Genomic DNA, 19,540 nt, shown 5'->3' with positions numbered 1-19,540 from the left:
GCACGGTCCACAATGGTCCGCGTCAGACTCAAGCTTTGCCGGAGAAGGAGCCGCAGCCGCGATGGCCCGCCGCAGCACGAAGACACCGCCGCCGGACGACGCGTACGAGGAGAGGATCCTCGACATCGACGTCGTCGACGAGATGCAGGGCTCCTTCCTCGAGTACGCCTACTCGGTCATCTACTCGCGCGCCCTGCCCGACGCCCGCGACGGCATGAAGCCGGTCCAGCGGCGCATCGTCTACCAGATGAACGAGATGGGCCTGCGCCCCGACCGGGGCTTCGTCAAGTGCGCCCGCGTGGTCGGCGAGGTCATGGGCAAGCTCCACCCGCACGGCGACGCCTCGATCTACGACGCCATGGTGCGCATGGCGCAGCCCTTCTCCATGCGCCTGCCGCTGGTCGACGGCCACGGCAACTTCGGCTCGCTCGGCAACGACGACCCGCCGGCCGCCATGCGGTACACCGAGTCGCGGATGGCCCCGGCCGCCCTGCTGATGACCGAATCCATCGACGAGGACACGGTCGACTTCGGGCCCAACTACGACGGCCAGGAGCAGGAGCCGGTCGCGCTCCCCGCCGCGTACCCGAACCTGCTGGTGAACGGCGCCTCGGGCATCGCGGTCGGCATGGCGACCAACATGCCCCCGCACAACCTCGGCGAGGTGATCGCGGCCGCGCGCCACCTGATCCGCCACCCGAACGCCGACCTGGACGCGCTGATGCGCTTCGTCCCGGGCCCCGACCTGCCGACCGGCGGCCGGATCGTCGGCCTGAACGGCATCCGGGACGCGTACGAGTCGGGCCGCGGCACCTTCAAGATCCGGGCCACCACCGCGGTGGAGACCGTGACGGCCCGCCGCAAGGGCATCGTCGTCACCGAACTGCCCTTCACGGTCGGCCCCGAGAAGGTCATCTCCAAGATCAAGGACCTGGTCGGCTCGAAGAAGCTCCAGGGCATCGCCGACGTCAAGGACCTCACCGACCGGGCGCACGGGCTCCGCCTGGTCATCGAGATCAAGAACGGCTTCGTGCCCGAGGCCGTCCTGGAGCAGCTCTACAAGCTGACGCCGATGGAGGAGTCCTTCGGCATCAACAACGTGGCCCTGGTCGACGGCCAGCCGCTCACCCTCGGGCTCAAGGAGCTCCTGGAGGTCTACCTCGACCACCGCTTCGCGGTGGTCCGCCGCCGTTCCGAGTACCGCCGCGGCAAGAAGCGCGACCGGCTCCACCTGGTCGAGGGCCTGCTCGTCGCGCTCCTCGACATCGACGAGGTCATCCGCCTCATCCGGGAGAGCGACAACTCGGCGCAGGCGAAGGAGCGCCTGATGGAGCGCTTCTCGCTGAGCGAGATCCAGACCCAGTACATCCTGGACACCCCGCTGCGCCGGCTCACGAAGTTCGACCGCCTGGAGCTGGAGACCGAGCGCGACCGGCTGACCGGCGAGATCGACGAGCTGACCGGGATCCTGGAGTCCGACGCGGAGCTGCGCAAGCTGGTGTCGGCCGAGCTGGCGGCGGTCGCGAAGAAGTTCGCCACCGACCGGCGCACGGTCCTCCTGGAGTCTGCGGGCGCCCCCGTGGCGGCCGTCCCGCTGGAGGTCGCGGACGACCCGTGCCGGGTGCTGCTCTCCTCGACCGGCCTGCTGGCCCGGACGGTCTCGGCGGAGCTGCCGCCGGCCGATCCGGACGCGAAGCGGACCAAGCACGACGTGATCGTCTCGTCGGTGGCGGCCACCCAGCGCGGCGACGTGGGCGCGGTGACCTCGGCGGGCCGCCTGCTGCGGATCGCGGTCATCGACCTGCCGCAGCTGCCCGACACGGCCGCCGCGCCGAACCTGGCGGGCGGCGCGCCGCTGAGCGAGTTCCTGTCGCTCGACGGGGACGAGACGGTGGTCTGCCTGACCACGCTGGACGAGTCCTCCCCCGGCCTGGCGCTCGGCACCCTCCAGGGCGTGGTCAAGCGGGTGGTGCCGGATTATCCGGCGAACAAGGACGAGCTGGAGGTGATCGCCCTCAAGGACGGCGACCGGATCGTCGGCGCGACCGAGCTGCGGACGGGCGAGGAGGACCTGGTCTTCATCACCTCCGACGCGCAGCTGCTGCGCTACCCGGCGTCCCAGGTGCGCCCGCAGGGCCGCCCGGCCGGCGGCATGGCGGGCATCAAGCTGACGGCCGGCGCCGAGGTGCTGTCCTTCGGCGCGGTGGACCCGGCGGCGGACGCGGCCGTCTTCACGGTGGCGGGCTCGACCGGCACCTTGACCGGCTCCGCGGCGACCTCGGCGAAGCTGACGCCGTTCGACCAGTACCCGCGCAAGGGCCGGGCGACCGGCGGCGTGCGCTGCCAGCGCTTCCTGAAGGGCGAGGACGTCCTGGTCCTGGCCTGGGCGGGCGCCCTGCCGGCCCGTGCCGCGCAGAAGAACGGCGCCCCGGCCGCGCTGCCGGAGCCGGACCCGCGCCGCGACGGCTCGGGCACCCCGCTGCCGGCGACGGTGGACGTCGTGGCGGGCCCGGCGGTCTGAGCCGACGACCGCGCACGGCCCCGCACCGACGACGCGAAGCCCCCGCTCCCGACCGGAGCGGGGGCTTCGTCGCGTGCGCCCGGCCCTCTCGGACGCGGGCGGCGCCGGGGCGCCCGCATCCCCTCAGGCGCGGGCGGCGCCGGGGGCGTACACCGTCTCGATGCCGGCGATGATCAGCCGCAGCCCCTCCTCGAACCGTTCGTCGTAGCCGGCGAAGATCTCGGCGCCGGCCGCCGCCGCGAGCGGGTACGCGGCCAGGCGCCGGGCCCGCTCCTCGATGTCGAAGCCCTCGCGGGGATCGCCGGGCCGGGCCTCGGTGCCCTGCTCCTCGGTGACGAAGCCGAGCGTGTACATGTACGCCGTCGTGCTGGCCCGCACCGCCTCGCGCAGCGAGAACCCGGCGTCGACGAGGGCCCCGAGCTGGCGCTCCATGTCCTGGGCGTGGTCGCTGCCGGTGAACCGGGCCCCGCTGTAGACCTTCGCGCCGTCGCGGTAGCGCAGCAGTCCGGCGCGCAGGCCCCGGTTGGCGGTCAGCATCAGCTCCTGCCAGCTCCGCCCGGGGGCCGGCCGGGCGGCCGGGTCGGCGACCATCCGGCGGTACATGACGGTCGCCATCTCGTCGAGCAGCGCCTGCTTGTTCTTGAAGTGCCAGTACAGGGCGGGGGCCTGGACGTGCAGCTCCTGGGCGATGGCGCGGAGCGTGAGTCCCTCCAGGCCCCGCTCGTTCAGCAGCCGCAGGGCGGTCTCCGCCACCAGGCCGGGGTCCAGCTTGCTCGTCTTCTTGGTCGCCACCCCGTCACGGTATCCCCTTGACTCCTTAACGACGTTAAGGCGATGCTGGGGGCACCGCGATTTAACGCCGTTAAGGAATGGAGGCGGTCAGCCGTGACAGCACACGGGGACACCGACGTCGTCATCACCGGGGCGGGCCCGACGGGGCTCGTGCTCGCCCTCGACCTCGCCCGCCGGGGCGTCCGGGCGCTCCTCCTGGAGCGGGCCGGCGGCCTCTTCCCCGGTTCGCGCGGCAAGGGGCTCCAGCCGCGCACCCAGGAGGTCCTGGACGACCTCGGCGTCCTCCCCGGGGTGCTGGCGGCCGGGGGGCCGTACCCCCGGATGCTGGCCTGGGAGGGCACCGAGCGGCGGGGCGAGTGGGACATGATCGAGCGCTCCGAGCCCACCGAGCAGGTGCCGTACGCGAACACCCTGCTGATCCCGCAGTCCCGCACCCAGGAGCTGCTCCACGCCCGGCTGACGGAGCTGGGCGGCGCCGTCCGGTTCGGGGCCGCGCTCACCGGCCTGCGCCAGGACGACGAGGGCGTGGAGGCCCGGCTGAGCACCGGGGAGACCGTCCGGGCCGCCTACCTCGTCGGTGCCGACGGGGGCCGCTCCACGGTCCGCCGGGCGCTCGGCATCGGCATGACCGGCGAGACCGTCGACCCGCGCCCGATGCTCGTCGCCGACGTGCGGATCTCCCCCGGGGCGGTGGCCGACCGGGACCACTGGCACGTCTGGCGGGCCGCGGACGGCGGGGTGGCGCTCTGTCCGCTGCCGGGCGGTGACGGCCTGTTCCAGCTCGCCGCCACCTTCGAGGACCCGGCCGCCGGCGTGGACACCACCCCGGAGGGCGTCCGCGCGCTGCTGGCCGCCCGGACGCCGCTCGCGGCGGAGGAGGTCACGGAGGTGCCCTGGGCCTCCGACTACCGCGCCCGGGCGGCGCTGGCGGACCGGTTCCGGGAGGGCCGGGTCTTCCTGGCGGGCGACGCGGCCCACGTCCACTCCCCCGCCGGCGGCCAGGGCCTCAACACGGGCGTCCAGGACGCGTACAACCTCGGCTGGAAGCTCGCGCAGGTGCTGCTGCACGGCGCCCCGGCCGCGCTCCTGGACAGCTACGAGGCCGAGCGGCGCCCGGTCGCGGCGGACGTCCTGGGGCTCAGCACCCGCCTCCACCGGGCCACCGCCGACGGCGACGCCCCCCAGCGGGGCGGGGACGTCCAGCAGCTCGGCGTCGGCTACCGCGACTCGGCGCTCGCGGTGGACACCCGCCCCGGGGCGCCGGAGGCCGCCGTGCGCGCCGGCGACCGCGCCCCGGACGGCCCGTGCGGCGGGGGGCGCCTCTTCGACCTCTTCCGGGGCCCGCACTTCACCCTGCTCGCGGTCGGGGCCGCCGAGCCCCCGGCGGCCCTGCCCGAGCCGGTCCGCGCGGCCCGGCTCGCGGCCTGCGAGCCGTACGGCACCGGCGTCTTCCTGATCCGCCCGGACGGGTACGTGGGCTGGGCCGGCCCGCGCGCCGACGCGAGCTTCGACGCCTACCTGGCCGCCGTCGGCCTCTCTCCCGCGGGCGTGCCCGCCTGAGAGGGCCCTACTCCTCCGCCGGCGGCTCGTCGCCCTGCGGCACGTACCGGAGGACGCCCCACATGCCGTGCTCGTCCGGGGCGTCCGCGGGGCCGTCGACCTCGCAGCCGGCGAGTTCCTTGCGCAGGGCCGCCGCGTCGACGCCGGAGCCGATCAGGACCAGCTGCGAGAGGCGCTCCCCGCCGGCCGGCCAGGGCTCCGGGTAGAAGCGCAGGAAGCGGCCGACGGCGTGCACCAGGTAGCGGTGGTCGGGGTCGGCGGCGCCGAAGTCCACGAAGCCCTTGATGCGGTACAGCCCCTCGGGGCGCGAGTCGAGGAAGGCCATCAGCCGCCGGGGGTGCAGCGGGACCGCCGTGGCCAGGGAGACGGTGTCGTAGGCCGCGTGCGGGTGGGCGTGGCCGCCCTCGTCGGCGTAGAGGATGTCCTCGATCGACATCTGGCCGGCGATCTCGTCCTCCGGGACGACCCGGTCGAAGAGCAGCTCGGGATCGATCCGGCCGTGCTCCGCCTCGATCACCGCCGCCCGGTCCGCGAGCCGCGCGACGGTCTCCCGGACGGCCCTCAGCTCCTCCCCGGAGACCCGGTCCGCCTTGTTGACGACGACCAGGTCGGCGAGGGCGAGGTGGCGGTCGGTCTCGGGGTGCCGGCGCCGGGTGGCGTCGAACTCGGCGGCGTCGACGACCTCGACCAGACCGCCGTAGACGGTCCGCCGGTTCTCGCTCGCGAGCACCATCCGGACCAGTTCCTGCGGCTCGGCGAGCCCGCTGGCCTCGATGACGATCACGTCCAGCCGCAGCTCGGGCCGGGTCAGCACCTCCAGGTACTCGTCCAGCTCGCTCGCGTCCACCGCGCAGCACAGACAGCCGTTCCCGAGGGAGACGGTCGATCCCACCTGCCCGGCCACCGTCATCGCGTCGATCCCGATGTCGCCGAAGTCGTTGACCATGACCCCGATCCGGGTCCCCCGCGCGCCGCGCAGCAGCTGGTTCAGGAGCGTGGTCTTCCCCGCCCCGAGAAACCCGGCGAGGACGACGACGGGGATCTGCTGCGCGCTCAAGAAGCAGGCCTTTCGCTGGACGGTACGAGACACGGCTCCCGGGCCGGCTCCCAGGAGCGGCCGGCCCTCCAGGATAGGCAGCCCGCCTCCCTGGTACCCCTGCCCCACGCGCGCGCGTGGGCACCCTCCGGAAGCCCCGCGCGGTCCCTCCCCGGCGGAACCCGCCCCGCCACGCGCGCGTGGCGCCCTCCGGACCGCCCGGCTCCGCCCCCTGCCACCGCCGCGTTTCCGGTCGCGTGCGCCGCCCCCGTACCGTTTCGGGCATGACCGGCACCGCTTCGCTCCCCTCCGCACGCCCCGACGGGCGCCGCCGGCGACGGCTAGGGTGGCCGCGGCGGGTGTTCTCGCAGGTGCTGCTGATGCAGCTGGCCGTCGCCACCGGCGTCACGGTGCTGGCCACCGGCTTCTTCCTGGCCCCGCTGAGCGCCCAGCTCGACGACCAGGCCATGCGGCGGGCCCTCGCCATCGCGGAGACCATGGCCTCCACCCGCACGGCCGGCGACCTGGCCGGCGGCCCCCCGTCGGCGACGGGGCCGGTGCAGCGCGAGGCGGAACGGATCCGGGCGGCGACCGGCGCCGAGTACGTGGTGGTCATGGACACCCGCGGCGTGCGCTGGTCGCACACCGACCCCGCCCAGATCGGCCGGACCGTCTCCACCGACCCGAGCGAGGTCCTGGCCGGCCGCGAGGTCATGGAGATCGACAGCGGCACCCTCGGCCGCTCGGCGCGCGGCAAGGCGCCACTGCGGGACGCCGACGGCGGGATCGTCGGCGCGGTCTCCGTCGGCATCGAGTACGACAGCGTCCGCGACCGCCTCCTCTCCGCGATCCCCGGCCTCCTGGCCTACGCGGGCGGCGCGCTCGCGGCCGGCGCGCTGGCGGCGTACCTGATCTCCCGGAGGATCCAGCGGCAGACCCGCGACCTGGCCTTCTCCGACATCTCGGCGCTGCTCGCCGAGCGCGAGGCGATGCTGCACGGCATCCGCGAGGGCGTGGTGGCCCTCGACCGGAAGGGCTCCGTACGGCTCCTCAACGACGAGGCCCAGCGCCTCCTCGGCCTCGGCCCCGAGGCCGCCGGGCGGCCGCTCGACGCGCTCCTCGGCCCGGGCCGCACCGCGGACGTGCTGACCGGCCGGGTGAGCGGCGCCGACCTGGTGACCGTCCAGGGGCACCGGGTGCTGATCGCCAACCGGATGCCCACGGACGACGGCGGCGCCGTGGCGACCCTGCGCGACCGCACCGAGCTGGAGCGGCTCGGCCGGGAGCTGGACTCCACGCGCGGCCTGATCGACGCCCTGCGGGCCCAGGACCACGAGCACGCCAACCGTCTGCACACCCTCCTGGGGCTCCTGGAGCTGGAGCTGTACGAGGAGGCGGCCGACTTCGTCACCGAGGTCGTCGGGGTCCACCGGACGACCGCCGAGCAGGTGACCGAGAAGGTCCACGACCCGCTGCTCGCCGCCCTCCTGGTCGGCAAGGCGACGGTCGCCGCCGAGCGCGGCGTCGCGCTGCGGGTCGCCGCCGACTCCCTGCTCCCCGACCGGCTGGTCGACCCTCGCGAGCTGGTCACCGTCGTCGGCAACCTCGTCGACAACGCCCTGGACGCCGCGGCCGGCACCCCGGACGCCCGGGTCGAGGTGGCGCTGCGCGCCGAGGGCCGGACGGTGGTCCTGCGGGTCGCCGACAGCGGCGCCGGCGTCCCCGAGGAGCGCCGGGAGCTGATCTTCACCGAGGGGTGGACGACCAAGGAACCGCCCGCCCACGGCCGGCGCGGTCTCGGCCTGGCACTGGTGCGGCGGCTCGCCGAACGGCGCGGCGGCACCGCGCGCGTGGCGGCCGGCCCGGCCGGCGGGGCGGAGTTCACCGTGGTCCTGCCGGACGCCCTGACGGACACCTCGCCGCCCGCACCGCGCGGGCCGGCGGACCCGACCCCGGCCGAGGAGCGATTCCGGTGATCGACGTGCTCGTCGTCGACGACGACGCCCGCGTGGCGCGGGTGAACGCAGCGTACGTGACCAAGCTGCCCGGCTTCCGGGTCGCCGCCACCGCCCACTCGACGGCGGAGGCCCTGGCCGTCCTGGACGGCCGGCCGGTGGACCTGGTCCTCCTCGACCACTACCTCCCCGACGAGAACGGTCTCGCCGCCATCCGCGAGCTGCGGGCCCGCGGCCACCAGTGCGACGTGATCATGGTGACCGCGGCCCGGGACGTGGCGACCGTGCAGGCGGCGATGCGGCACGGCGCCCTCCAGTACCTGGTGAAGCCGTTCGACTTCGCCGGACTGCGCTCCAAGCTGGAGGCGTACGCGACGCTCCGCCGCACCCTGGAGAACGGCGGCGAGGCGGAGCAGGCCGAGGTCGACCGCATCTTCGGCACCCTGGCGGCGGGCACCGCCGCCCCCGGCCTGCCCAAGGGGCACTCCCCGACCACGGCCGAGCTGGTCCGCCGGGTGCTGCTGGCCGCCGAGGGCCCGCTCTCCACCCAGGAGCTCGCCGAGCGGGCCGGCGTCAGCCGCCAGACCGCCCAGCGCTACCTCAAGCTCCTCGAACGCTCCGGGCGGGTACGGCTCTCCCTCCGGTACGGCGAGACCGGCCGCCCCGAGCACCGCTACACCTGGGTCTCCTCGCCCTGACGCGCCGGGCGGGCTCAGACGGCGCCGGCGCCGGTGAGCGCCCGCACCTCGGTCTCGGCGTGCCGCGCCTCGTCGGGCGGCTCGGGCGAGGTAACCGTGCCGAGCCAGCCGGCGAGGAAGCCGAGCGGGATGGAGACCACGCCCGGGTTCTGCAGCGGGAAGACCTGGAAGTCGACGCCCGGGAAGAGCGCCTCCGGGCTGCCGGAGACCACCGGTGACAGCAGCACCAGGAGCACCGCCGGGACGAGCCCGCCGTAGACGGACCAGACCGCGCCCCGGGTGGTGAAGCGGCGCCAGAAGAGCGAGTACAGCAGCACCGGGAGGTTGGCCGAGGCGGCGACCGCGAAGGCGAGGCCGACGAGAAAGGCCACGTTGAGGTCGCTGGCCAGCAGGCCGAGCCCGATCGCGGCGGCCCCGATGACGGCGGCGGCCACCCGCGCGACCGCGACCTCGCCGTACCGCCTGCCGCCGGGCCTGCGCAGCGAGGCGTAGAGGTCGTGGGCGACGGAGGCCGAGGAGGCCAGGGTGATCCCGGCGACGACGGCGAGGATGGTCGCGAAGGCGACGGCCGCGACGACCGCGAAGAGCACCGTGCCGCCGGTGGAGCCCGCTCCCCCGCCGAGGTCGAGGGCGAGCAGCGGGACGGCCGTGTTCCCCGAGGCGTTGGAGGCGCGGACCTCCTCGGAGCCGATGAGGGCGGCGGCGCCGAAGCCGAGGACGATCGTCATCAGGTAGAAGCCGCCGATGAGGCCGATGGACCAGACGACGGAGCGCCGGGCGGCCCGCGCGGTGGGCACGGTGTAGAAGCGGGACAGGATGTGGGGCAGCCCGGCGGTGCCGAGGACGAGCGCGAGGCCGAGGCTGATGAAGTCGAGCCGGGCCGTCCAGTCACCCCCGTAGCGCAGTCCCGGGCCGAGGAAGGCGCCGCCGTGCCCGCTGCGCTCGGCGGCGGTGCTGAGCAGGCTGTCGACGTCGCCGTGGAAGCGGACCAGGACGAGCACGGTGAGCGCGACGGTGCCCGCCATCAGCAGCACCGCCTTGACGATCTGGATCCAGGTGGTGGCCCGCATCCCGCCCAGCGACACGTAGATCACCATCAGCGCGCCGACGCCGACGACCGTCCAGGTGCGGGCCGCCTCGCCGGTGCCGCCGAGGAGGAGGGCCACCAGGCTGCCGGCGCCGACCATCTGGGCCACCAGGTAGAGCACCGACACGGCCACCGAGGAGGTGCCGGCCGCGATGCGGACGGGCCGTTCGGCCATCCGCGCGGCGACGACGTCGGCGAGGGTGAACCGGCCGCAGTTGCGGACGAGTTCGGCGACCAGGAGCAGCACGACCAGCCAGGCGACCAGGAAGCCGACCGAGTAGAGCATGCCGTCGTAGCCGTAGAGCGCGATGAGGCCGGAGATGCCGAGGAAGGAGGCCGCGGACATGTAGTCGCCGGCGATGGCGAAGCCGTTCTCCATCGGCGAGAAGAGCCGGCCGCCCGCGTAGAACTCCTCGGCCGAGCCGTGCCGGTTGCGGCTCACCCAGGTGGTGATGCCGAGGGTCACGGCGACGAAGGCGCTGAAGAGCAGCAGGGCGAGGGTCTGGTGGTCTCCGGTCACCACTGTCCGGCCCCCCTCGTCATCTCCTGGGTGTCCCAGCGCAGTTCGAGCGCCGCCCGGTCCCGGCGCAGCCGGGCGTGGCGCGCGTAGGCCCAGGTGAGGAGGAAGGTGGTGAGGAACTGGCCGAGGCCCGCGATCATCGCCACGTTGACCGCGCCGGCCACCGGGCGGGCCATCAGGCCGGGGGCGGCCGTGGCGGCGACGACGTAGGCGAGGTACCAGAGGAGGAAGGCCGCGCTCGCGGGGAAGGCGAAGCGGCGGTAGCGGCGGCGCACCTCCTGGAAGGCGGGACTGCGCTGGACCTCCAGGTAGATCTCGGCCGCCCCGGGCGCGCGGTGCGCGGCCTCGTCGTACCGCTGCCGGGGCACCCCTTCCGCCGCCCCGTCGCCCCGCGCCTCCGCGCGCTCCTGTTCGTCCAGCTGTTCCACCGGTCAACTCTCCTTGTCAGCGAACCGTTTCGGCCGCGTGCCCAAGGATGGACAGAGTGGGGAGATCCCGGACTCTTCTCCCTCCGGTCTTCACCCCATCAGGTGATCCTTCGGTCCGGCTCCTGACCGGACCGGGCCGATATGCGTATGGACGCCGAACGGCCCGGCCCCCGTGGAGCGGGGCCGGGCCGTTGCGGTGCGTCGCGGTGCGTGTGCCGGACGGTGGTGCGGTGCGGCTCAGGCGTCGATGCGCGAGCGGTCGAGCGTCGCCGCCGAGCTGGTGATGAACTCCTTGCGGGGCGCCACGTCGTTGCCCATCAGCAGGTCGAAGACCGTCTCGGCCGCGTCCAGGTCGCCGATGTTGATCCGGCGCAGGGTGCGGTGGCGCGGGTCCATCGTGGTCTCCGCGAGCTGGTCGGCGTCCATCTCGCCGAGGCCCTTGTAGCGCTGGATGGCGTCCTTGTAGCGGACCCCCTTGCGCTGGAACTCCAGGAGCGTCTGCCGCAGCTCGCTGTCGGAGTACGTGTACACGTACTTGTCCTGGCCCCTCTTGGGCTGGACCAGCTCGATCCGGTGCAGCGGCGGCACGGCGGCGAATACCCGGCCGGCCTCGACCATCGGGCGCATGTAGCGCTGGAAGAGGGTCAGCAGCAGCGTCCGGATGTGCGAGCCGTCGACGTCGGCGTCGGTCATCATGATGACCTTGCCGTAGCGGGCCGCGTCGATGTCGAAGGTGCGGCCCGAGCCCGCTCCTATGACCTGGATGATCGCGCCGCACTCGGCGTTCTTGAGCATGTCCGAGACGGACGACTTCTGGACGTTGAGGATCTTGCCGCGGATCGGCAGCAGGGCCTGGAACTCGCTGTTGCGGGCGAGCTTGGCGGTGCCGAGCGCGGAGTCCCCCTCGACGATGAAGAGCTCGCTGCGCTCGACGTCGTCGCTGCGGCAGTCGGCCAGCTTGGCCGGCAGCGAGGAGGTCTCCAGGGCGGTCTTCCGACGCTGCGCCTCCTTGTGCTGGCGGGCGGCGATCCGGGTGCGGGCCGCGGCGACGGCCTTCTCCAGGACGGCCCGGGCCTGGGCCTTGGCGTCCCGCTTGGTGGAGGTCAGGAAGGCCTTGAGCTCGCGGGCGACCACGGTGGCGACGATCCTGCGGGCCGCCGAGGTGCCGAGGACCTCCTTCGTCTGGCCCTCGAACTGCGGCTCGGCGAGGCGGACGGTGACGACGGCGGTCATGCCCTCCAGGGCGTCGTCCTTGACGATGTCGTCCTCGGCGACGCGCAGCAGCTTGGCCGAGCGCAGCACCTCGTTCACGGTCTTGGTGACGGCCTGCTCGAAGCCGGAGACGTGGGTGCCGCCCTTGGGGGTGGCGATGATGTTCACGAAGGACCGGACGGTGGTGTCGTACCCGGTGCCCCAGCGCAGGGCGACGTCGACGCCGAGCTCGCGGGTGACCTCGGTGGGGGTCATGTGGCCGCGGTCGTCGAGGACGGGGACGGTCTCCTTGAAGGTGCCCTGGCCGGTGAGGCGCAGCACGTCGCAGACGGCCTTGTCCTGGGCGAGGTACTCGCAGAACTCGCTGATGCCGCCGTCGAAGCGGAAGACCTCCTCGCTCTTCCCGATCCCCTCCAGGTCCCGCTCGTCGCGGACGACGATGGTGAGGCCGGGCACGAGGAAGGCCGTCTGGCGGGCGCGCTGGTGCAGGGTCTCCAGGGCGAGCCTGGCGTCCTTGAGGAAGATCTGGCGGTCGGCCCAGTAGCGGACGCGGGTGCCGGTGCGGGTCTTGGGCACCCGCTTGCCCTTGACCAGGCCGCTCGACGGGTCGAAGGGGCTGTCCGGGCCCTGCTCGGTGAAGATGCCGGGGACGCCGCGCCGGAAGCTGATCGCGTGGGTGGCGCCGTTCCGGTCGACCTCGACGTCGAGGCGGGCCGAGAGCGCGTTGACCACGGAGGCGCCGACGCCGTGCAGACCGCCGGAGGCCGCGTACGAGCCGCCTCCGAACTTTCCGCCGGCGTGCAGCTTGGTCATGACGACCTCGACGCCGGACAGGCCGGTCTTGGGCTCGACGTCGACCGGGATGCCCCGGCCGTTGTCCCGGACCTCGACCGACCCGTCGTCGTGGAGGATGACGTCGATGTGGTCGCAGTAGCCGCCCAGGGCTTCGTCGACCGAGTTGTCGATGATCTCCCAGAGGCAGTGCATCAGGCCGCGGCTGTCCGTGGACCCGATGTACATTCCGGGGCGCTTGCGGACCGCTTCGAGCCCTTCGAGGACGAGCAGGTGCCGCGCGGTGTAGTTGGAACCGTCACGGTCTGCGGTCAGCAGCGCACTGGACGGCGCGGACGTTTCGGCGGTCACGCGGTTCGCTCCTCGCTGAATTTGAAATCTTGCACGATGGGGTGAGTACCGGCGTCGCTCACCGCTCAGAGGGTACCGATGCCTGGTGGGGCCGCTGAAACGCCACCCTCCCGGTTTACTCATGCTAGTCCAGACTCGCATGGATGTTCGATCCCTCGAAGGGGTGACGCGAACATCACGTTCCCTTCCCGGCATGAACCATCTAGGCTCCGGGCACGTCCTCATCAACAACCGGCAACCCCGCCGGGAGGGCAACCGACCCACCACAGCAATGCGAAACCCGTAGAGCGACGCAATACGGCTCATTCGCCGCCAACCGGCAGCAGACAGCCACCTTGGGAAAAAGTTTCAAGGAAAAGCCACGAGCGGGAACGTTTTCGGCCTGGTTGGATGTTGGCCCTGGTACGACAGCTCGTCGAGCTAGAGAAGAGGCGACGTGACTACTGTTCTGACCCCCGCGAGCCCCCTGACGGCCGCTGACCGCTGCGACCGCTGCGGCGCCCAGGCTTACCTGCGTGTCGTCCTGGCCAGCGGAGGTGACTTGCTCTTCTGCGCCCATCACGGTCGCAAGTTCGAGCCGGAACTCAAGAAGATCGCCGTTGAGATACAGGATGAGACGGACCGGCTGACCGATGTGCCGGCCCGCACGGTGGGCGACGAGCACTGACGCCGCGCGGCCACGACGAGCTCAGGACCGGTCCCTGACGACCGGACGACGGGCGGTCATCCCCGACCAGGGGGATGACCGCCCGTTCTCGTGCCCGGAGCCCCTGCGGGGCGGCGCTTCCGCGTCGTACCGCAGGGGGACGCCGGGCGTCAGGGCCGGGGGTCGCCCGTGGAGGTGCCCCGAGGCCCCTCAGAGCCGCTCGGGCAGCACCGTGGACACCCGCGTGTAGACCCCGGGGTTCTCGGCCTGCCCGCAGCCGCTGCCCCAGGAGACGAGCCCGACCAGCACCCCCCGCGCCACCAGCGGGCCCCCGCTGTCGCCCTGGCACGCGTCCCGGCCGCCCCGGGGGTCGCCGGCGCACAGCATGGTCTCCTTGCGGTACGAGGCCCCGCCGAAGCCGGCCGGGTACGCCCGCTCGCAGGCCGCGTCCGGGAGCACCTGGACGCGCGCCGAGCGGAGCGAGGAGGCGTAACTGCCGTTCCCGCTCGTGTCGCCCCAGCCGTACACCTCGGCCGCCGTCCCCGGCTCCTCCGCCGCGTCGCCGCGCGACGCCACCTCGATGACGGAGGACCGCGGGAGGGGCTCGGCGAGCGTGAGCACGGCGAGGTCGCCCGAGTTGGTCGTCGGGTCGTAGTCGGGGTTCACCCAGGTGCTCGCGATCCGCACCTCCTGCCCGCCCTGCCCGCGCAGCGCCGCCCGCCCCGCGATCACCGAGAAGTCCCGCAGCTGCCAGGGCTCGCCTCCGAGCACCTCACGGCCCAGGCAGTGGGCCGCCGTGAGCACCTTCGTGGGCGCCACCACGACCCCGCCGCAGAACTGGCCCGCCCGCGTACCCCCGAACCGGTCACGACTGGACAGCGCCACCACCCAGGGGGCGTCGGTGATCGCGGCCGGGCTGCCGCCCACCACGACGCCGTCCGCGGCGGCCGGGGCGGCACCGGCCACCGGTCCCGCCATCGCCGTGACCAGACCCAGGGCACCCGTCAACGCTCGGGCGAAGGGACCACGCATGGAGCCTCCTGACTCTCCGCTGATGTACGTTCACCCAGCGTCCGCCACGGAGGGGTCCCCTGCACCCGCGAACGGCCGAAGGGCCCGGCTCCCGAGCGGGGAACCGGACCCTTCGTCCGCTGTCGTGCGCCTCTGACGGACCGGACCGGTCAGTCGAGGTAGTCGCGCAGGACCTGCGAGCGCGACGGGTGGCGCAGCTTCGACATCGTCTTCGACTCGATCTGGCGGATCCGCTCGCGGGTCACGCCGTAGACCTTGCCGATCTCGTCGAGCGTCTTCGGCTGGCCGTCGGTGAGGCCGAAGCGCATGGAGACCACGCCGGCCTCACGCTCGGAGAGCGTGTCGAGGACCGAGTGGAGCTGCTCCTGGAGGAGCGTGAAGCTGACCGCGTCGGCCGGGACGACCGCCTCGGAGTCCTCGATGAGGTCACCGAACTCGCTGTCGCCGTCCTCACCCAGGGGGGTGTGGAGGGAGATCGGCTCACGGCCGTACTTCTGGACCTCGATGACCTTCTCGGGGGTCATGTCGAGTTCCTTGGCCAGCTCCTCCGGGGTGGGCTCGCGGCCCAGGTCCTGGAGCATCTGGCGCTGGACGCGCGCGAGCTTGTTGATGACCTCGACCATGTGCACCGGGATACGGATGGTGCGGGCCTGGTCGGCCATGGCGCGGGTGATCGCCTGGCGGATCCACCAGGTGGCGTACGTGGAGAACTTGTAGCCCTTGGTGTAGTCGAACTTCTCGACCGCGCGGATCAGACCCAGGTTGCCCTCCTGGATCAGGTCCAGGAAGAGCATGCCGCGGCCGGTGTAGCGCTTGGCCAGCGAGACCACCAGACGGAGGTTGGCCTCCAGGAGGTGGTTCTTGGCGCGGCGGCCGTCCTCGGCGATGATCTCCAGCTCGCGCTTGAGCTTGGGCGCGATCTTGTCCGAGTTGGCGAGCTTGTCCTCGGCGAAGAGACCGGCCTCGATGCGCTTGGCGAGCTCGACCTCCTGCTCGGCGTTGAGGAGCGGGACCTTGCCGATCTGCTTCAGGTAGTCCTTGACCGGGTCCGCGGTGGCACCGGCGACGGCGACCTGCTGGGCGGGCGCGTCGTCCTCGTCCTCGTCGGACAGGACGAAGCCCTTGGTCTCGCCCTCGGTCTCCTCCTCGTCCTTGCCCGGCGCGACGTCCTCGAGCAGCTCCTCGCCCTCGATCAGTTCGTCGTCGGACTTCTTGGACGCGGTCTTCTTGGCCGCCGTCTTCTTGGCGACGGTCTTCTTGGCCGCCGTCTTCTTGACGGCGGTCTTCTTCGCGGCCGCCTTCTTGGCGGGCGACGCGGCCTCGTCGGCCGGGTCGGCGCTTTCGGCCGCGGGGGCTGCCGAGCCGGTCGCGACGGTGGTCCTCGTCACCGTCGTCGCCCGGGCGGTGACGGTGGTCTTGGCGGCGGTGCGCTTGGCCGGGCTCTTCGCTGCTGCGCTCTTGCGGGCGCGCTTCGGCGACTCCGCTGCACTGACCATCAGCGTCACACCCTCTTCCTCGAGGATCTGATTGAGGCTGCGCAGAACATTCTTCCACTGGGTTGGCGGAATCTGGTCAGCCTCGAAGGCCCGACGCACGTCATCGCCGGCGATCTGCCCATCAGCCTTTCCCCGCTCGATGAGCGCCATCACAGACTCGGACTCGGCGATCTCCGGCGGGAGCGTACGGGATGTGCTGGCCGACACGAACAACCTCTCGGAACGATGGAAACGGCTTCCGGCCCCGCCCGAAGGATCGGGCCGGAGCCGACGACCGTCGACGGGGAATGTGCCGACGGCGCGGGCTGGACCGGGGAAGTGCACAGCGCCTGCACCGGCTGCTGTATTCCTTCCTCGGCTGTCACCTCTTAGGTCATCGCACGGCTCGGAGGAGTGTTACGCCCAATCTTCGTGTCCCGAGTCACACCGCATCGGCGACGAACCGGGCGGAAGGGTGATCAAGCGTACATTCGGCGCCGCCGACACCCTGGCGCGGTCCGGGGAACCCGGTCGGGCTCCCCGGACCGCGCTCGGATCCGGCGGCTCTCCCTGCGTACGCGCCCGTGCGCTTCCGGCCACGGTCCGCGGATCAGTGTTCGCGGGGGGCGGGGACCACGCGCGGCTCCACCTCGGGGTGGACCGTGAGCAGTTGGCGCATGGCGGCCTCGGCGGCCACGGCGTCCCCCGCGCCGAGGGCGTCGACGATCCGGCCGTGGTGCGCCAGGCAGCTCTCGCTCGGGCGGTCACAGGCGGTGACGGGGCCGCCCGAGACCTGGAGGGCGGCGGCGACGATGCCGGAGAGGTGCTCCAGCATGCGGTTGCCGGCGAGCTGGATGAGCAGGGAGTGGAACTCGGTGTCGGCCCGGGAGAAGGTGATGCCGTCGCCCTGCGCGTACGCGTGCCCCATGATCTCGACCATGTCGGCGAGGCGCTGCTGCACGTCCTCGCGGCCGTGACCTGCGGCGAGGCGGGCGGCCAGCGGCTCGATCGTCCAGCGCAGCTCGTTGAGCTCGCGCCGCTGGTCGTCGCGCTGCGGGCCGAAGGCGCGCCACTCGATGATGTCGGGGTCGAGCAGGTTCCAGTCGCTGACCGGGCGGACCCGGGTGCCGACGTTGGGACGGGCGCTGACGAGGCCCTTGGCCTCCAGGACGCGGAGGGACTCGCGCACGACGGTGCGCGAGACCTCGAAGCGCTGGCCGATCTCCTCGGGGACGAGGGGGCGGTCCGCGCCGAGGTCGCCGGAGACGATCATCTGGCCGAGCTGCTGGACGAGCTGGCCGTGCAGTCCCCGGCCCCGGCTGCCGGCGGTGCGGCGGCCGACGCGGCCGAGCTCCGTGTCCACCCCCTCCCAGGAGGGCGGGCCCACGCGGTCGGCGACGGACGCCTCCGCGTAGGGGTAGCGGTCGAGATCGCCCGGGGCGCCGAGGCCGGAGTCGACGGAGCGGGCGGCGGTCATCATCGTGTGCGCAAGGGTACTCACGCATCCTTTGTCGGCGTGGCCTCCGTGGCCCTTGAGGTCTTTGGTGAAAAGCACACGAAAGGGTGATCAGCACCCCCTACACAATTGACGATTATTCGGACATAAGGGGCATTGCGCAAGGGAGTTGCGGCCCAAGCGGAACATACCGATCCGGAAGCGGTCACCAACGGGCCTGCCGGCGAAGCCCGGTGAGCAGATAGGCGCAGAGCAGGACCGTCAACGTGAGCAGGAGGGCCACTCCGGCGGGCTGCGCCACCACCTCCAGCACACCGGCGATCCACCGGTCGAGGGGCGGCGCCCACCGAGGGGCGGCGAACTCGCCCAGCCGGGCGGGGAGTCCGGCGACGGACCGGACGGCGGGACCGCTCATCACCTGCCGCAGCAGCGGGACGAAGGCGACCGGGACGAAGAGGACCGCCGCCACCCCGGCCGCCGCGGCCCTGAAGACCCCGGCCCCCAGCACCCCCGCCCAGGCGCAGCCGACCGAGAGTCCCAGCCAACTCGCCCCCATTGCGTGCCGGTTGCCGGGTAGGTCGATCAAGTCGGCGCCGTAGAAGAGGCGGAGGGCGGCCAGGTCGGCACCCGCCACGAGCGCGCCGAGGAGCAGGGCGGCGGCCCCGGAAACGGCGAGCTTGGCGAGGAGCAGCGCGAACCGGCGCGGCACGGCGCCACGGCCCGCGGCGAGCGCGGGGTAGCGGTACTCCTCGCCGAAGGAGAGCGCGCCGATCAGCCCGGCGCCGAGCGCCGCGGGCGGCAGCGGCAGGAGGTCGGGCCACGCGGCGAGCACCGCCGGGAGCGGGGTGCCGCCGCCCCGTCCGAGGAGCACCGCGAGCACGGCCGACACCGCCAGGGTTCCCGCCAGGATCAGCCCCGTGGACGGCACGCCGGCGATCCGGCGCAGCTCGTAGCGGAGCGGGCGCAGCGGCGAGCGGACCGGCCGGCGCGCCCCTGCGGCCCGGTCCGGCGCGGCGCCGCCCGCCGCCGGGAGGGGGTCGCGCGCCTCCTCCGGCCGGGCCCCGGCGAGACCGCCGTCGCCGGTCTCGTCCACGAGCCGGTGGACCGGTACGCCGTGCCGGAAGGCGATGTCCCCCACCTGGGCGCAGTCGCCGCCGTACACGAGGAGGAGGGTGCCGTCCTCCGTGTCGACCTCGACCGGGCGGCGCGCGGCCCTGGCCTCCTGGGTCACGGCGGCGGCGAGCCGGGCGGCGTGCGGGGTGCGGACGGCGACCCTGGGCCGCAGCCGGGTACGGGCGAAGTCGCCGGCGTCCTGGGCGGCGACGAGGCGGCCGCCGTCGAGCGTGACGACGCGGTCGGCGTTGCGCGCCGCGTCCTTGGCGTCCCGGGTGGTGTAGAGGACGGTGCCGCCGGCCTGGGCGTGCGCGCGCAGCAGCGCGTGCAGCCGGCCCCGCTCGTCCGGGGAAAGCCCCGCGCCCGGGTCGTCCAGGAGGAGCGTGTGCGGCTCCCCCAACAGGGCCGCCGCCAGGGCGAGTCGGCATTCGGCCCCGCGCGGCAGGGTGCCGAGCCTTCGCCCTTCCAGTCCGCCGAGGCCCACGGCGCGGATCACCTCGTCGGCCCGGGCCACCGGAACTCCCGCGCCCGCCGCGAGCATCCGCAGCTGTCCGCGGACGGTGCGGGAGGGGTGCCCCGGCACGTCGCCGAGGACGATCCCGACCTCGCGCGCGGGCTGGGCGATCCGGCGCAACGGCCGGCCCCGGAAGTAGGAGAGGCCGCGCCCCGGATCGAGTTCGAGCAGGAGGCGCAGGGCGGTCGTCTTGCCGGAACCCGGCGGGCCGACGAGGGCGGTCACGGCCCCGGGCGGGGCCTCGAAGGTCAGATCGTCCACGGCGGGCAGGCGATCGCGGCGGGGGGTGCTGGTCAGTCCGATGGCCTGGAGCATCGCTTCTCTCGCGGTAGGAGTCACCGCTCCGCGGCAG

General features: G+C 73.3%; 14 protein-coding genes. 5 read left to right on the top strand and 9 right to left on the bottom strand.

The annotated features are described in order from the left end of the window. Window positions 1–61: 61 nt before the first annotated feature. A complete protein-coding gene (locus tag ACFW6A_RS33960) occupies window positions 62–2,521 on the top strand; it encodes a DNA topoisomerase IV subunit A (RefSeq protein ID WP_351849330.1) in 2,460 nt (819 codons plus the stop codon). A 123-nt stretch (window positions 2,522–2,644) separates the two neighbouring features. Here ACFW6A_RS33960 and ACFW6A_RS33955 read toward each other — a convergent pair whose 3' ends face one another. Then, window positions 2,645–3,313 (bottom strand): TetR/AcrR family transcriptional regulator C-terminal domain-containing protein, encoded by a 669-nt coding sequence (locus tag ACFW6A_RS33955; protein ID WP_351849327.1) that lies wholly within the window; start codon window positions 3,311–3,313, stop codon window positions 2,645–2,647. A 42-nt stretch (window positions 3,314–3,355) separates the two neighbouring features. On the opposite strand from ACFW6A_RS33955, the gene ACFW6A_RS33950 reads away from it, so the two are divergent. Then, the gene (locus ACFW6A_RS33950) at window positions 3,356–4,873 is read left to right on the top strand and encodes an FAD-dependent monooxygenase (RefSeq protein ID WP_386645422.1); all 1,518 of its coding nucleotides are present in this window, start codon (window positions 3,356–3,358) and stop codon (window positions 4,871–4,873) included. A 7-nt stretch (window positions 4,874–4,880) separates the two neighbouring features. On the opposite strand, the gene ACFW6A_RS33945 is transcribed toward ACFW6A_RS33950, so the two are convergent. After that, the gene (locus ACFW6A_RS33945; RefSeq protein ID WP_386645419.1) at window positions 4,881–5,930 is read right to left on the bottom strand and encodes a CobW family GTP-binding protein; all 1,050 of its coding nucleotides are present in this window, start codon (window positions 5,928–5,930) and stop codon (window positions 4,881–4,883) included. A 263-nt stretch (window positions 5,931–6,193) separates the two neighbouring features. Between ACFW6A_RS33945 and ACFW6A_RS33940 the strand changes: the two genes are divergently transcribed. Together ACFW6A_RS33940 and ACFW6A_RS33935 are read left to right on the top strand one after the other, a co-directional pair. Beyond that, window positions 6,194–7,885 (top strand): ATP-binding protein, encoded by a 1,692-nt coding sequence (locus tag ACFW6A_RS33940; RefSeq protein ID WP_386645416.1) that lies wholly within the window; start codon window positions 6,194–6,196, stop codon window positions 7,883–7,885. Continuing rightward, window positions 7,882–8,562: a response regulator gene (locus tag ACFW6A_RS33935; protein WP_386645413.1), complete on the top strand. Its 681-nt coding sequence runs from the start codon at window positions 7,882–7,884 to the stop codon at window positions 8,560–8,562. Before ACFW6A_RS33940 ends, ACFW6A_RS33935 begins: the two co-directional genes overlap by 4 nt. Before the next feature lie 14 nt (window positions 8,563–8,576). On the opposite strand, the gene ACFW6A_RS33930 is transcribed toward ACFW6A_RS33935, so the two are convergent. The 3 genes from ACFW6A_RS33930 to ACFW6A_RS33920 all read right to left on the bottom strand — a co-directional run bounded on the left by ACFW6A_RS33930 (window position 8,577) and on the right by ACFW6A_RS33920 (window position 12,952). Continuing rightward, complete coding sequence (locus ACFW6A_RS33930) at window positions 8,577–10,169, bottom strand: cation acetate symporter (RefSeq protein ID WP_351849313.1); 1,593 nt, start codon at window positions 10,167–10,169, stop codon at window positions 8,577–8,579. Beyond that, on the bottom strand, window positions 10,166–10,537 hold the full coding sequence (locus tag ACFW6A_RS33925; RefSeq protein WP_386482722.1) for a DUF485 domain-containing protein: 372 nt from the start codon (window positions 10,535–10,537) through the stop codon (window positions 10,166–10,168). Before ACFW6A_RS33925 ends, ACFW6A_RS33930 begins: the two co-directional genes overlap by 4 nt. Before the next feature lie 297 nt (window positions 10,538–10,834). Further along, window positions 10,835–12,952, bottom strand: a complete 2,118-nt coding sequence (locus ACFW6A_RS33920) for a DNA topoisomerase IV subunit B (RefSeq protein ID WP_351849308.1) — start codon at window positions 12,950–12,952, stop codon at window positions 10,835–10,837. A 436-nt stretch (window positions 12,953–13,388) separates the two neighbouring features. Here ACFW6A_RS33920 and ACFW6A_RS33915 point away from each other — a divergent pair, with 436 nt between their 5' ends. Further along, entirely contained in the window at window positions 13,389–13,619 is a 231-nt protein-coding gene (locus ACFW6A_RS33915) for a hypothetical protein (protein WP_030495106.1), read from the top strand. 189 nt (window positions 13,620–13,808) lie between these two features. Here ACFW6A_RS33915 and ACFW6A_RS33910 read toward each other — a convergent pair whose 3' ends face one another. The 4 genes from ACFW6A_RS33910 to ACFW6A_RS33895 all read right to left on the bottom strand — a co-directional run bounded on the left by ACFW6A_RS33910 (window position 13,809) and on the right by ACFW6A_RS33895 (window position 19,503). Next, the gene (locus tag ACFW6A_RS33910) at window positions 13,809–14,630 is read right to left on the bottom strand and encodes a serine protease (RefSeq protein WP_351849305.1); all 822 of its coding nucleotides are present in this window, start codon (window positions 14,628–14,630) and stop codon (window positions 13,809–13,811) included. 149 nt (window positions 14,631–14,779) lie between these two features. After that, window positions 14,780–16,333, bottom strand: coding sequence for an RNA polymerase sigma factor (locus ACFW6A_RS33905; RefSeq protein ID WP_351849303.1), 1,554 nt, complete (start codon window positions 16,331–16,333; stop codon window positions 14,780–14,782). A gap of 382 nt (window positions 16,334–16,715) precedes the next feature. After that, window positions 16,716–17,606, bottom strand: coding sequence for an FCD domain-containing protein (locus ACFW6A_RS33900; protein WP_351849300.1), 891 nt, complete (start codon window positions 17,604–17,606; stop codon window positions 16,716–16,718). Between the two features lie 160 nt (window positions 17,607–17,766). Continuing rightward, complete coding sequence (locus ACFW6A_RS33895) at window positions 17,767–19,503, bottom strand: ATP-binding cassette domain-containing protein (RefSeq protein WP_386645408.1); 1,737 nt, start codon at window positions 19,501–19,503, stop codon at window positions 17,767–17,769. Window positions 19,504–19,540 lie beyond the last annotated feature (37 nt).

It is taken from the genome of Streptomyces sp. NPDC058758 (assembly GCF_042746075.1).
Classification (GTDB): domain Bacteria; phylum Actinomycetota; class Actinomycetes; order Streptomycetales; family Streptomycetaceae; genus Streptomyces.
The sequence above is the reverse complement of the archived record's forward strand: the minus strand, read 5'-3'. Positions and strand labels throughout refer to the sequence as shown.